The sequence below is a fragment of the Streptomyces sp. CB00316 genome (assembly GCF_001905595.1).
Lineage (GTDB): Bacteria > Actinomycetota > Actinomycetes > Streptomycetales > Streptomycetaceae > Streptomyces.
In genome coordinates this window covers 111,526-124,903 of record NZ_LIXI01000006.1, presented here as the reverse complement: position 1 = coordinate 124,903, position 13,378 = coordinate 111,526, and the positions used below count along the sequence as shown (strand labels likewise).

Annotated in this window: 9 protein-coding genes and 2 pseudogenes; 6 read left to right on the top strand and 5 right to left on the bottom strand. The window is 73.0% G+C overall.

All coding sequences use genetic code 11. The features are described from left to right. Nucleotides 1–29 precede the first annotated feature (29 nt). Nucleotides 30–560 carry an SUKH-3 domain-containing protein gene (locus AMK21_RS18795; RefSeq protein WP_073879398.1) on the bottom strand — a complete coding sequence of 177 codons (531 nt, stop codon included), beginning with the start codon at nt 558–560 and terminating at the stop codon, nt 30–32. A 10-nt stretch (nt 561–570) separates the two neighbouring features. Continuing rightward, nucleotides 571–1,104, bottom strand: a complete 534-nt coding sequence (locus AMK21_RS18790) for a YwqJ-related putative deaminase (RefSeq protein WP_073879396.1) — start codon at nt 1,102–1,104, stop codon at nt 571–573. Nucleotides 1,105–1,340: 236 nt separating this feature from the next. Here AMK21_RS18790 and AMK21_RS18785 point away from each other — a divergent pair, with 236 nt between their 5' ends. The 4 genes and pseudogenes from AMK21_RS18785 to AMK21_RS37120 all read left to right on the top strand — a co-directional run. Further along, a complete protein-coding gene (locus tag AMK21_RS18785) occupies nt 1,341–2,318 on the top strand; it encodes an SMI1/KNR4 family protein (RefSeq protein WP_073879394.1) in 978 nt (325 codons plus the stop codon). A gap of 5 nt (nt 2,319–2,323) precedes the next feature. Then, nucleotides 2,324–4,819, top strand: a complete 2,496-nt coding sequence (locus AMK21_RS18780; RefSeq protein WP_420712514.1) for an SUKH-4 family immunity protein — start codon at nt 2,324–2,326, stop codon at nt 4,817–4,819. Nucleotides 4,820–5,047: 228 nt separating this feature from the next. Continuing rightward, a complete protein-coding gene (locus AMK21_RS18775) occupies nt 5,048–5,947 on the top strand; it encodes a cellulose-binding protein (protein ID WP_079181199.1) in 900 nt (299 codons plus the stop codon). A gap of 99 nt (nt 5,948–6,046) precedes the next feature. Next, nucleotides 6,047–6,133, top strand: a pseudogene (locus AMK21_RS37120) (ATP-binding protein); the annotation flags it as partial. Between the two features lie 184 nt (nt 6,134–6,317). Here the strand turns inward: AMK21_RS37120 and AMK21_RS18765 are convergent. Next, nucleotides 6,318–8,057 carry an MFS transporter gene (locus AMK21_RS18765; protein WP_374198611.1) on the bottom strand — a complete coding sequence of 580 codons (1,740 nt, stop codon included), beginning with the start codon at nt 8,055–8,057 and terminating at the stop codon, nt 6,318–6,320. Nucleotides 8,058–8,160: 103 nt separating this feature from the next. After that, nucleotides 8,161–8,784 carry a histidine phosphatase family protein gene (locus AMK21_RS18760; RefSeq protein WP_073879386.1) on the bottom strand — a complete coding sequence of 208 codons (624 nt, stop codon included), beginning with the start codon at nt 8,782–8,784 and terminating at the stop codon, nt 8,161–8,163. Nucleotides 8,785–9,183: 399 nt separating this feature from the next. Here AMK21_RS18760 and AMK21_RS18755 point away from each other — a divergent pair, with 399 nt between their 5' ends. Together AMK21_RS18755 and AMK21_RS18750 are read left to right on the top strand one after the other, a co-directional pair. Beyond that, entirely contained in the window at nt 9,184–9,972 is a 789-nt protein-coding gene (locus AMK21_RS18755) for an ABC transporter ATP-binding protein (protein ID WP_073879384.1), read from the top strand. Further along, nucleotides 9,969–12,554, top strand: a complete 2,586-nt coding sequence (locus AMK21_RS18750) for an ABC transporter permease (protein WP_073879382.1) — start codon at nt 9,969–9,971, stop codon at nt 12,552–12,554. The genes AMK21_RS18755 and AMK21_RS18750 overlap by 4 nt, the downstream gene beginning before the upstream one ends. Nucleotides 12,555–12,887: 333 nt before the next feature. Here the strand turns inward: AMK21_RS18750 and AMK21_RS36120 are convergent. Beyond that, nucleotides 12,888–13,285, bottom strand: a pseudogene (locus tag AMK21_RS36120) (helix-turn-helix transcriptional regulator); the annotation flags it as partial. Nucleotides 13,286–13,378 lie beyond the last annotated feature (93 nt).

The following is a 13,378-nucleotide window of genomic DNA, read 5'->3' as shown; positions in this document are numbered from 1 at the left end:
GAGGGGCTGGGCCGGTCGGACGGGCCGGGTCAGCCGGACGGGCTCGACAGGCGCACCGGCTGCGTCCCCGTGATCAGCGTCGCCAGGGCCTCGTCGATGTCCCGGCCCAGGAACCAGTCGCCCGTGTGGTCGATGCCGTAGACCCGCCCCTCGGTGTCGATCGCGAGGACCGCCTGCTCCTCGCCCTCCGCCCCCAGCGGGGCCACCTCCGTCTCCAGGGCCCGTCCCAGGTCGCCCAGCGTCCGGGCGAGGTGCAGCCCGTGCAGCGGGTCCATGTGGACGGCGGCGGGCGCGATCTGCCGGCCCGGTGCGGTCGCCGTGATGTGCAGGGCCCCGAACTCCGCCCAGGCCTCGACCGCGGCCGGGAAGACCGCGTGCCGGTGCCCGGCGGGCGAGGTGTGGGCGCGCAGGGCGTCGGCCCACTCCTCGGCCTGCCGGATGTCCCATCGCCCGGGCTGCCATCCCGCCGCGCGCAGGGCGGCGTCGACGGCGACGGGGAAGCGGGTGGAGTTGTGCGGCGGTTGCTGCTGATGCGGAAGGTGCGGCTGCTGGTCGTGCATCGGTGGGCGGTCAGCCCTTCTCGGCGGTGGTCGCGGCGCCGGTGGTGGTGAGGTCGACGGGGCGTACGCCGAAGTGGGAGAGGAGCGCCGAACAGGATCGACACGGTGGTGCGTAGCTGCCGTGGAGCGGGTCGCCGTCCTCGCGGATGCGGCGGGCGGTGAGCCGGGAGTGCTTGAGCGCGCGGCGGGCTTCCCCGTTGGTCAGGGGTTTTCGCTGGGCACGTTTGGAGCGGCCGCTCTCGGCGGCGGTGAGCTGCCGGGAGAGCAGTATGGCCTCGGGGCAGCGGCCGGTGAAGCGTTCGCGCTGGCCGCTGGTGAGGGTGTCGAGGAAGTCCTGGACGAGCGGGTGCAGGGTCGGCGGCTGGTCCCCTTTGCCGGCGGTGCAGGTGAGTGTCTCTCCGCGTACGGACAGGGCGGCGGCCACGGCGGGGAGGATCCCGTCGCGGCGGTGGAGCAGGTGAGGCGTGCGGCTGGTCTCGGTGCTGCTCCAGTTGAGTCGCGGGTCCCCTGATGGTCCGTTTGTGACTGTTTGTGCAGAATGCATGGTGCGGTCGTCCCTCCCTGCAATCCCCCGAGTTGCGGGGACAGCCTGCCAAATGTGCCGCGTCGTGGGGAAGCTGGGTGGGGGAAACGTGTGCGCGTGTCGCCGGAAGGTGCCGGACCGTCGCCTCACCGTCACGCGAATGTGACCGTTCGTGACGGAACCGGCGGGGCGGGACCCCCTGTTGCCCCACCGCTTAGGCTGTGCGGAACCACCAGACGCAGCAGGGGGCAACCGCCATGACGACAGGTCGGCTCGGGCAGCAAGCCGCGCCACCGAACGCGGCCTATGCCGGTCAGGTCGTGCACTTCCCGGACCCGGTCCGGGCGTCCCGCCATCCCAGAGGTGTGCGCGTGGGCGGCAGCGGCCATCCGGATTTCTCGCCGTACGCGCGGGCCGCCGCCGAGATCGCCGATCCCCCGCAGGGGTTCGGTGTCGACGAGCTGCGGCTGACCGACTACGTGTCGGCGAACGCGGCGATGGCGGCCTCCGGCCATGAGCTGTGGGACACGATTCCGGCGGTGGCGACGCCGCACGGCTGGACCTGGCACCACGTGGCGGGTGGCCGGCGCATGGAGCTGGTGCCGGTGGAGGTGAAGGCGCTGCTGCGTCATCACGGCGGCCTGGCGACGACCGAGGTGGACCAGAACCGGCGGGGTACGCGTCCGTTGCAGGAGACCCGCCCCGTGCACTTCCGGCTGCCCAAGGGCGCGGTCGCGGTGAGCGAGCAGCAGATCCAGGGCGTCGAGGAGGACCTCGGTTACCGGCTGCCGGGCGCCTACCGCTCCTTCCTCAAAGCGGCGGGCGGTTCGGCCCCCGTGGGGGCCGCGCTGGACGCCGAGTTGGGGCTGCTGGTGGACCAGCCGTTCTTCACGGTGCGTGACGAGGCGGCCGTCAACGACCTGGTGTATGTGAACAAGTGTCTGCGGGACCACTTCACCAAGGACTACCTGGGCGTGGCTTTCGTCCAGGGCGGGATCCTGGCCGTGAAGGTGCGCGGGCAGGACGTCGGTTCGGTGTGGTTCTGCCCGTACGACGATGCCCGGGACCAGGACGGCTGGAGCGTGCGGGAGCGCGTCGAGCGGCTGTTGCTGCCCTGTGGTGCGGACTTCGACGACTTCCTCCAGCGACTGGCGGGCAACCCGCCGGAGCTGGAGACGGTGGCGAACCTGATGGTGGACGGCGGCTTCGCACGCGCCGTCCCGGTGGAGGGGTGAGCGCGGTGGTGACTTTCGCGCAGGCGCAGGAGCGGGCGGACGAGTGGGTCAACGGTGACGTGCCCGCGTACCAGCACCGTGAGGTCCGGGTCCGTGAGTTCGATCTGGGTTTCGTGGTGTGGGCCGAGGACCGGGCGGAGGGCCCGGTCTCGGACGGGGGCCGCCAGCGGCTGGTGATCGCCCGGGACAGCGGAGAGGCGACGTTGTGGCCGGGGCTGCCGGTGGGTGAGGTGATCCGGCGGTACGAGGAGGAGTACGGGACCCCGGTGGGTGCGCCGGCCGCCGTGCCGGAGCCGCCGCAGCGGGTGGACCTGAACCAGACGTCGTTCCTGCTGACGCCCCCGGAGTGGCTCCAGGAGGCGGCGGACAAGCTGGGGATCCCGGACCACCGGGCGGAGCGCCGGGCTGCGGAGGAGGCGGCGGACGCGGCTGCTTCCGGTTCTGCTCCTGCTTCTGCCGCCGCCCCCGTTCCCGCCCCTGCCGATGAGCCGGTGCCCGCCCCCGCGGATGCCCCGCCGCCCTCGTCCACCGGCGGTTCGTCCCCCTCGTGGCCCGCCGCGGGCGGCAGCGCGGGCGGAGCGGGCGGGGCCTACGAGCCGACCGCCAACGACGGCGTGCCCGCCCACGCGACCCCGTGGGCCGGCACGGACACCAACTCCGCCGACTCCGACGACGGGGCCGTTCCGCTGCCCGCGACGGTGTTCGCTCCGCCGCTCTCGGGGACGGACGACGAGGAGGCCCCGCCGCCGGTGGTGTCGGCGGAGGCGCCCACCGCGCTGATGTCGGGCGGCAGCCAGCTTCCGCGTACGCAGGTGGCCCCCGCGCTCAAGCCCGCCGACCGGTCCTCCTCGTCCTCCCAGGGCGCCGGGGACATCGCGGACGCGGCCACCAGCAAGGCCGTGGTGCCGCCGCGCGGTTCGCGTGGGGCGGGTCCGACGACCCCGCCCCCGCCCGGTGCGCCCGGGACCCCCGGCGTACGCCCCGGTGCGACGCCGCCGCCCTCGGGCCCGGGTGCGCCCGGCGCTCCGGCGGGCGGGTACATCCCGACGCAGCTCGTCTCCCAGCTCGGCCCGCCCGGCGCCACCCCGCCGCCCGGCGCCCCGCAGCCTCCCGCTCCTCCCGGTCCGCCGCCGGGCTCCACGCCCCCGCCGGGCGGGGTGCACCAGGCGGCGACGATGCTCGCCGACGGCAGCAGCATCGGTGCGGGCGTCCCGTCCCCGGGCGCGCCCCGCCCGCCGGGCCCTCCCGGTGTCCCCGGCGCCCCGCAGCCGCCCGGTCCGCCCGGTCCCCCCGGGCCTCCGCCCGGCTCCACACCGCCCCCCGGCGGCGGGATGCACCACGCCGAGACGATGTTCGCGAACTCCGGCCCGGTCCCGGTCCCGGGTCCCCCCGGTCCTCCGGGCCCTCCCGGTCCGCCCGGTGTTCCGCAGGGCGGTGCCCCCGCTCCCGTACCCCAGGCGCCTCAGCCGTCAGGCCCGCACACCCCGCCGCCCCCGGCGTACGGCTATCCGCAGCAGCCGAGCGGTCTGCCGACCGTGGGCCCGGGCTACCAGGCGGTGCTGCGGTTCCGGGCGCCGGACGGCAGTGAGCAGCAGCTGATCCGGCGTTCGGCGCCGGGTACCCCGCACCCGGAGTGGCAGATGCTGCACGAGCTGCGGGCGATGAACGTGCCGCCGCAGCAGGTGATCGAGCTGCACACGGAGCTGGAGTCCTGCGAGCTGCCGGGCGGGTACTGCGCCCGCATGATCCGGGAGACCTGGCCGCAGGTGCGGATCACCAGCGTGGCGCCGTACGGCACCGATCACGCGAGCCGTCAGCAGGGCATGCAGCACCTGCTCACCCATCAGGGTGAGCTGCACCAGGTGGCGGACGGCCCGGCGCGGCCGGCTCCGCTGCGGGCGCCGCTGCCGCAGATGCCGCCCGCCCCGGCGCTGCCGCCGGAGGCGGTGGCCGAGGAGGTGCTGCAGGCGTTCGGTCCGCAGGGGATCCTGCGGTTCGACCAGCGTGCGGTGTCGCGTCAGGGTGTGCCGGAGATCGTCGCCCGTACGTTGGTGTGGGCGGGGCTGCCCGCCGATTTCGGGCCGTTCTTCTGGGCGCAGCCGGGTCAGCCCGTGGTGCCCACGCTGGGCGAGCTGGCGGCGCAGCGGCAGGTGCGGGCGGCGCCGGACGCGGGGTCGTACCTGGTGATGGGTACGGACTTCGGGCGGGCGATCTGTGTCCAGTACGGGACGGCGAACATCGTGGCCGTGCCGGTGGAGGCGGGTCCGGGCGGTCAGTCGGTGGCGCCGCAGTTCGTGAACTCGGGGCTGCCGGAGTTCGTGCGGTCGATGGCACTGCTGGGCCGGATGTGGCGCCTCCGGTTCGGGCTGACCCCGGAGCAGGCGGGGCGGTGGACCGTCGATTTCCAGGCACAGCTGGTGGCGCTGGATCCGGCGGCGCTGGCGTCGCCCGAGAGCTGGTGGTCGGTGCTGCTGGAGCAGATGTGGGACGGTCTGCTCTGATCCGTACCCCTGGCTGAGAAGCGTTGTACGAGGCGCCCGGTCCGGGACGGATCGGGCGCCTCACCGCGTTCCGGGCGTGTGACGCCGGTCGCTTTACGTCCTGAAAGCGCCTGATCGATTCCGACTTCCGGCCTCAATTGCCGCATCCTTGACGTATCGCGGGGAGACCCGTGTGCGCCTGCGTGTCCGTGTGTCCGTATTCCCTATGTCGTAGAGGGGCTTCAGGCTATGAGTGCTGGACCGGTGTCCGCGTTCGACGTCGTCGGCGTGCGGGGGCGTGGCTACCGTCCGGAGCAGGTGGACCGGGTGGTGGCGGCCAGGTCGGCCGAGCGGGACACGGCGCTCGCGGAGACGGCGCGGCTGGAGCGGCTGGCGCAGGAGCTGGCGGCGGAGGCGGCCCGGCTGGCGGAGACCGTGGCGGGGCTGCCCGAGCAGGATTACGCGGAGCTGGGGGAGCGGGCGCAGCGGATTCTGGCGCTGGCGCAGGAGCAGGCCGCTGCCCTGCGGGCGGACGCGGAGGCCGCGGGCCAGGAGCTGGCGGACGCGGCCGACGCCGACGGCCGGGCTTTGGCGGACGCGGCGCGGGAGGCGGCGGACGCGGTGCGGGCCGCTGCCGTGGCGGCGGCGGAGGAGCGGGTCGCCGAGGCGGTCCGGGAGGCGCAGGGCGTGATCGCCGCGGCCCGCAAGGAGGCCGAGGAGGTGCGCGGGGCGGCCGAGACCGCGATGGCGCAGACCCGGAGCCGTACGGCGAGTGTGCTGTCCCACCAGGAGCAGGAGCACGCGGAGCGCCACCAGGCCGCCGAGGCCGAGATCGCCGCCGCCGAGGCGGAGTCGGAGGCGCGCCACAAGGAGCTGACCGACCGGGCGGAGGCCCTGCTCGCGGAGGCGGCCCGCGGCCTGGCGGAGACCCAGGAGGCGGCCCGCCACGGCCAGGAGGACGCGGAGGCGCGGGCGGCCGAGATCCTGTCGGAGGCCCGGGTGCGCGAGGAGCGGATCGTCCGCGAGACCGAGCGCGTACTGCGGGAGCACGAGGAGGGCCGCGAGGAGGTCCAGGCGCACATGGCGCACGTCCGCAGCTCGCTGGCGACGCTGACAGGCCGGGTGACGGCGGGGGCGGGGGAGGACTGAGGGGCCGCACGGGCTGCCCGGCACCGCGCGAGGAGAGGGGCCCGCATACGGCCAGGTGCGTTCGATGCGATCGGGCCGCACGGCGTGGGCGGACGGGCCCTGGCGAGGCGGTGGGGGCGGGAGCCCCGGAACCCGATCGGAAAGACCGTGTGGGCGGAGGTGGCGGCGGCGCGGCCCCAGGAAGAGGCCGCCGCACGACCCGAGGGGCTTAGGCGGAGTGAGGCCTCCCTTCCCATCCATGACCGTGCCCTGGTGCCGGCCCGGCCCTCGTGGTCAACCTGGCGGCGCTCGTCCTGACGGCCGCTACGGCGGCATGGCTGTGGCGGGTCCGCCGCGCCTGAGGTGTCGTCGCCGGCCGGGGGTCCGGTTCCTACCTCGCGTCGGGGGAACCGCCCGGGTGCCCGCCCGCCTCGGTGTTGACCGTCTCGGTGATGACCGGGAAGCGGCGCGGGGCGAGGGCGACGAGGGCGAGCAGGGCCAGGGCCGCCGCCCCGGCCGCGCCGATGTAGACGTAGTCCACCGCCGCGTCCACCGCCCGCCGCAGGTGGTCCGTCGCCGCCGCCGAGAGCGCGCCCGGGTCCTCCAGGGTGCGGGCGACCGCGTCCAGGTCGTCGGGGAGGCCGGGTACGGGGGCGCCGAGGAGGCGGGCGGCCAGCACGCTGTTCGCCACGGCCCCGAAGACGGCCGCTCCGATGCTCTGGCCGACCTGGCGGCAGAAGAGGACGGACGCCGTCGTCGTACCGCGCTCCGCCCACCCCACCGTCGACTGCACGCCCACGATCAGCGGGAGTTGGAAGAGGCCGAGGGCCGCGCCGAGCAGCAGCATGATCAGGGCGGGCTGCCAGGGCTCACCGGGGTAGGGGAGCAGCGGGAAGGCCAGCAGGATCAGCAGGGCGGCGCTCATGCCGATGATGGCGGTGAGCCGGAAGCCGATGCGGTTGTAGACCCGGTCGGAGAGGGCCGCCGAGACCGGCCAGCTCAGAGTCATGACCGAGAGCACGAATCCGGCGGCGATCGGGCCGAGGCCCAGGACCGACTGCGCGTACGTCGGGAGGAAGACGGTCGGCGCGACCATCAGCAGCCCCATCGCGCCCAGCGCCAGATTGACCGAGGCGATGGTGCGGCGGCGCCAGACCCAGCCCGGGATGATCGGCTCGGCCGCCCGCCGTTCGATGACGACGGTCAGGGCGGCCAGCGCCGCGCTCGCCGCGAACAGGCCGAGCGAGGGTGCCGAGAGCCAGGGCCAGGCGACCCCGCCCTGGACGAGGGCGGTGAGCAGCAGGGTGCCGGTCGCGAAGACGGCCAGGGCGCCCGCCCAGTCGATACGGGGACGGGTCTTCGGCCGGGGGCGTGCCGGCTCATGGAGGTGGCGCACGACCAGCCAGAGGGCGATCGCGCCGACCGGCAGGTTGATGAGGAAGATCCACCGCCAGTCGGCGTACCCGGCGAGCAGCCCGCCGACGACCGGCCCCGCGACCGCCGAGGTGGCCCAGACGGTGGACAGCTTGGCCTGGATGCGCGGGCGCTCCTTCAGCGGGTAGAGGTCGGCGGCGATGGTCTGGACGGTTCCCTGGAGGGCGCCGCCGCCGAGGCCCTGGATGACGCGGAAGGCGATGAGCGCGCCCATGTTCCAGGCGGCGGCGCAGAGCAGGGAGCCGATGAGGAAGAGGACGATCCCGGCGATCAGGACCGGCTTGCGGCCGAAGGTGTCGGAGAGCTTCCCGTACACCGGGAGCGTGACCGTGACCGCGAGCAGGTAGCCGGAGAAGAGCCAGGAGAAGACGGTGAAGCCGCCGAGGTCGCCGACGATCTGGGGTACGGCGGTGGAGACGATGGTGCCGTCGATGGCGGCCAGCGCCATGCCGAGCATGAGGGCCGCGACGACGGGGCGGCGGCCGCGCGGGGTGGTGAGGGCGTCGGGGGGCGGCCCGGCCGCCGTCACGGGGGCGTCGCCCGGGGAGGCCGGGCCGCCCGGGCTGTCCGTACCGCCTGTCCTGTCCGCGTCACCTGTGCCGCCCGCGCTGCCCGCGGCCCCCTTGCCGTCCCTGGCTTCCGTGCCGCCCACCGGTTTTCCTTCCCTGTGCACGTATCTCCCGGGGCACTGTCTCATCCCGGGCGGCGGCGTGGGGCTGTTCGGGTGAGGTCGGGCCTGTGGGAGAGGCGGGTGCGGTGCCCGGGACAGCGGCGAGGGCGTGCCCGCCGAAGCGGCGGGGTCAGAGGTGCTGCTCGGGCGGGAAGCCGGTCCAGCGCAGGTCGGCGGGGAGGTGGCGCATGTCGCTGGTCAGGAGGACGGAGGCGGGGCGGTCGGGGGCGTACCGGATGACGGTCAGGGCCGCGTTGGCGTGATTGAGGCCGAGCCGGCGCCACTTGGGGGCGTACATGGCGTCCCGGACGAGCCAGGCGACCAGGAAGTTGTGGGTGACGACCAGTTCGTGCCGGTCCTGTTCGCCGTCGACCGGGCCGGTGAACCGGTCCAGCGCCCGGTGGGCCAGGGCGGGGCCGTGCTCCCGCTCCTCCTCACCGGCTCCTTCGAGGAAGCGGAGGAAGAGGTCGGCGGATTCCGGCGGGAGTTCGTCCCGGTGGGGGACGTGGGGGACGTAGTCGCCGGCGAGTGACGAGCGGTGCAGGGGTACGCCCTCCAGCTCGTCGCCGATCAGGCGCGCTGTCTCCTTCGCCCTCGGCAGCGGGCCGTGGTGGATCGCCGCGAAGGGGATGCCCTGGAGGCGCCGGCCGAGCAAAGTGGCCTGGCGGCGGCCGTTCTCCGTCAGTCCGCTCTCGTCCGGTGTCGCCTCGCCGTGCCGGACGAGGTGGAGGTAGCGGGTGGCTGTGGCGGTCATTCCCACCCCTTCGGGCCGCTGGTGATCATGTCCATCGGTGGACGCCACGCTTCCGGCCCCGGTTCCCGGAGAGCGACCCTGACCCCGCCTCCCCCCGGAGGACGACTCCCCCTAGGGGGCACCCCCTCATAGTGGCCAGGGCCTCTTCCTCCCGGCGGAGGACGTGGAGAGCGGGGGCGTTTCCTTAACCTGTTCTTACGTCGCGCCTGGGGCCGGCAGCAGGGGGGAAGGTGGGGAAAACCCCACCTCAAAACTGCGCTGGGCACCATCGCGCCGGACAGCTTGCTGAACCCAGACTTGGACCGTACTCAACGACGTCCCGTCATCCATCGACATGGTCCGGCCGACAACCGGCAGGGCATCGACCGGCACGTCATCAATTGGCATAGGAGACACACCGTGACAACGGCTGTAACCATTCCCAGGCACGGGGGCACTGGAGGGCGTACGGCCGTCGCGGCGCGAGCGCGGCAGGTCGTCAAGGCCTATGGCAGCGGGGAGACCCGGGTCGTCGCGCTCGACCACGTCGACGTGGACATCGCCCGCGGGCAGTTCACGGCGATCATGGGGCCGTCCGGCTCCGGCAAGTCGACGCTGATGCACTGCCTGGCCGGGCTCGACACGGTGACGTCCGGCGAGATCTTCCTCGACGAGACCGAGATCACCAAACTCAAGGACAAGAAGCTCACCCAGCTCCGGCGCGACCGGATCGGCTTCATCTTCCAGGCGTTCAACCTGCTCCCGACGCTCAACGCGATCGAGAACATCACCCTGCCGATGGACATCGCGGGCCGCAAGCCCGACGCCGACTGGCTGCGCCAGGTCGTGGAGACCGTCGGGCTCGCCGAGCGCCTCAAGCACCGCCCCACCCAGCTCTCCGGCGGTCAGCAGCAGCGCGTCGCGGTCGCCAGGGCGCTAGCCGCCCAGCCGGAGATCATCTTCGGTGACGAGCCGACGGGGAACCTGGACTCCCGGGCCGGGGCCGAAGTGCTCTCCTTCCTCCGCAAGTCGGTCGACGAGCTGGGCCAGACCATCGTCATGGTCACCCACGACCCCGTCGCCGCCTCCTACGCGGACCGGGTGCTCTACCTCGCCGACGGCTCCATCGTCGACGAGATGTACAACCCGACCGCGGACCAGGTCCTCGACCGCATGAAGCACTTCGACGCACGTGGGCGGACGTCATGACTGTCTGGAAGACCTCGATGCGCAACTTCTTCGCGCACAAGGGCCGGATGGCCCTCTCGGCGGTGGCGGTGCTGCTCTCCGTGGCCTTCGTCTGCGGCACGCTCGTGTTCACCGACACGATGAACACCACCTTCGACAAGCTCTTCGCCGTGTCCTCCCCGGACGTCACGGTCAGCCCGAAGGAGGCCCAGGAGAACGACGAGCAGCCCGACAACGGCAAGCCCGCCTCCCTGCCCGCCTCGCTCGTCCAGCAGGTCGAGAAGGCCGAGGGCGTGGAGAAGGCGGAGGGTGCCGCCTTCTCCATGGCGGTGACCGTCGTCGACAGCGAGAACAAGAACATGGGCTCCGAGACCGGCGCCCCCACCATCGCGAGCAACTGGACCGACAACGACCTGCGTTCGATGGAGATCACCTCCGGCCACGCACCCCGCGGTCCCACCGAGGTGATGGTCGACGGCGACACCGCGAAGAAGCACAAGCTGAAGATCGGCGACGAGCTGCGCACCATAGCCGTCACCGGTGACATCAGGGCGAAGATCAGCGGTATCGCGTCCTTCACCGTCACCAACCCGGGCGCGGCCGTCGTCTACCTCGACACCGCCACCGCCCAGAAGCACCTGCTGGGCGCCCCTGACGTCTTCACCCAGATCCTGGTGACCGCCGAGAGCGGCGTCAGCGACACCCGGCTCAAGCAGAACGTGGCCGCGGCCCTCGACGGCTCCGCCGCGTACAAGCTGCAGACGCAGCAGGAGGCCGCCGATGCCAACAAGGACTCCATGGGCGCCTTCCTGGACGTCATGAAGTACGCGATGCTCGGCTTCGCCGGGATCGCCTTCCTTGTCGGCATCTTCCTCATCGTCAACACCTTCTCGATGCTGGTCGCCCAGCGCACCCGCGAGATCGGCCTGATGCGGGCCATCGGCTCCAGCCGTAAGCAGGTCAACCGGTCCGTGCTGCTGGAGGCGGTCCTCCTCGGCATCGTCGGCTCCGTGCTCGGTGTCGCCGCCGGTATCGGACTCGCCGTCGGGCTGATGAAGCTGATGGGCGCCGTGGGCATGGAGCTGTCCACCAGGGACCTCACCGTCGCCTGGACGACCCCCGTGACCGGCCTCGTGCTCGGCGTCGTCGTCACCGTCCTTGCCGCGTACATCCCGGCCCGCCGGGCCGGCAGGGTCTCCCCGATGGCCGCCCTCCGCGACGCCGGGACCCCGGCCGATGCCAAGTCCGGCTGGGTCAGGGCCGCGATCGGCCTGGTCCTCACGGGGGCCGGCGGCGCCGCTCTGTGGGCGACGACGCAGGCCGACAAGGCCACCGAGGGCTCGGGGTTCCTCGCCGTCGGTGTGCTGCTGACCCTGATCGGGTTCATCGTGATCGGCCCGCTGCTGGCCGGTGTCGTCGTCCGGGTCCTCAGCGTGGTCCTCCTGCGGCTCTTCGGCCCGGTCGGCCGACTGGCCGAGCGCAACGCGCTGCGCAACCCCCGGCGTACGGGAGCGACCGGCGCGGCCCTGATGATCGGGCTCGCCCTGGTGGCCTGCCTCTCCGTCGTCGGGTCCTCCATGGTGGCCTCGGCCACCGAGGAGCTCGACAAGTCGGTCGGCGCGGACTTCATCGTCCAGGACAGCGGTGCGGGCCGTCCGATCGTGCCCCAGGCCGCCGAGGCCCTGCACGCCGTGCCCGGCCTGGAGCACCTGACGGACTACACGTACATCAAGGCGAAGATCACCGCCCCCGACGGCAGGACGGTCGACGAGGGCATCACCGCCACCGACCCGACCTACCAGCAGGACGTCCGCCGCACCGCCCTCTCCGGCGACCTGGCGAAGGCGTACGGGAAGAACGCCATGTCGGTCGGCGAGGACTACGCCGACAAGCACGGGGTCAAGGTCGGCGACACCCTCACCGTCGCGTTCAAGTCGGGGGAGAGCGCGAAGCTGAAGGTCGAGGCCATCACCTCCGACGACACCAACATCGACCGCGGCGCGATGTACACCAACATCATCACGGCGACCTCCTACATCGCCGCCGACCAGATGCCGCAGAACGTGGCGATGTTCGGCAAGGCCGAGGAGGGCAAGGAGAAGGAGGCGTACGCGGCCCTCAAGAGCGCGCTCGCCGAGTATCCGGTCTACAAGGTGCAGAACCAGGCCGACTTCAAGGAGGACCTGAAGAACCAGATCGGCCAGCTGCTGAACATCGTCTACGGCCTGCTCGCCCTCGCGATCATCGTCGCGGTGCTCGGTGTGGTCAACACCCTCGCCCTCTCCGTGGTCGAACGGACGCGGGAGATCGGCCTGATGCGGGCCATCGGCCTCTCCCGCCGCCAGCTCCGCCGCATGATCCGCCTGGAGTCCGTGGTCATCGCCCTCTTCGGTGCGCTGCTCGGACTGGGCCTGGGGATGGGCTGGGGCACGGCAGCGCAGAAGCTGCTGGCGCTGGAGGGTCTGGAGGTCCTGGAGATCCCGTGGCCGACGATCCTCACGGTCTTCGCCTGCTCGGCGCTGGTCGGACTGTTCGCCGCACTCGTCCCGGCCTTCCGGGCGGGCCGGATGAACGTGCTCAACGCCATCGCGACGGACGGCTGAGGCACCTCTCGACGAGCCCCTGAGCAGCAGAGGTTCACCGTAGGATGACCGGCAGGCCCCGGGACGTTCCTCCAAACGCCCCGGGGCCGACTCCGTTCCCCGCCCATGCTCCACCCGGTTCCCTGACAGGGCCCGCCGGTCACGGCGCGCCCCGTCAGCTTGTTGCACGGGCGGCCGCACGTGTGCAGCACGGACACGACGACCGCCCGCCGGACGCCGCCGAACGCGTCGTACGGCCCAGGCCGCCGCATCGGGTGCCCCGCGCGAACCGGACCTCGGGTGACGGCCCGCCCGCCCTGCTCCCCGGTCACCGTGCTGCCACCCGGAGGTGGGCCGGGGCCGGGAGCGGGAGGCCAGCGGGACGAGGGCGGCGCGGCGGTCGTAGACGAGGAGCCGTTCGGTGGTGTCCGCGGTGACCCGGATCGACGCCCCGTGCTCGGACAGCTTCCGTGGACAGGCGGCGGTCGGCCGGTCCTGGAGGGCGACGCTGGAGACGACGTTGCGGATCCGGACGCCGCGTCTGAGGCAGCGCAGGTCCAGCGGTCCGGAGCGGGCGATGTTCTCCAGGGAGAGCCGGGGTACGGCTCCACGGAGAGGATCTCGTCCCGGGCGAAGAAGGCGAGGTCGTCGATCCGGTTACGGATCTGGGTGAGCCCCTCCAGCTGCTCGATGCCCTGCGGAGGCGGTGTACGGGCCCCCTGCTCCGCGCGTAGACCGTCAATGACGTGCCGTGGCGACCCCCCACCGGGCCCGCCCGGTACACCGGCGCGTTTGGTCGCGGGGAGCGGCTGTCACTGGCGGGTCGTAGTCTGGGAACCCCCGGC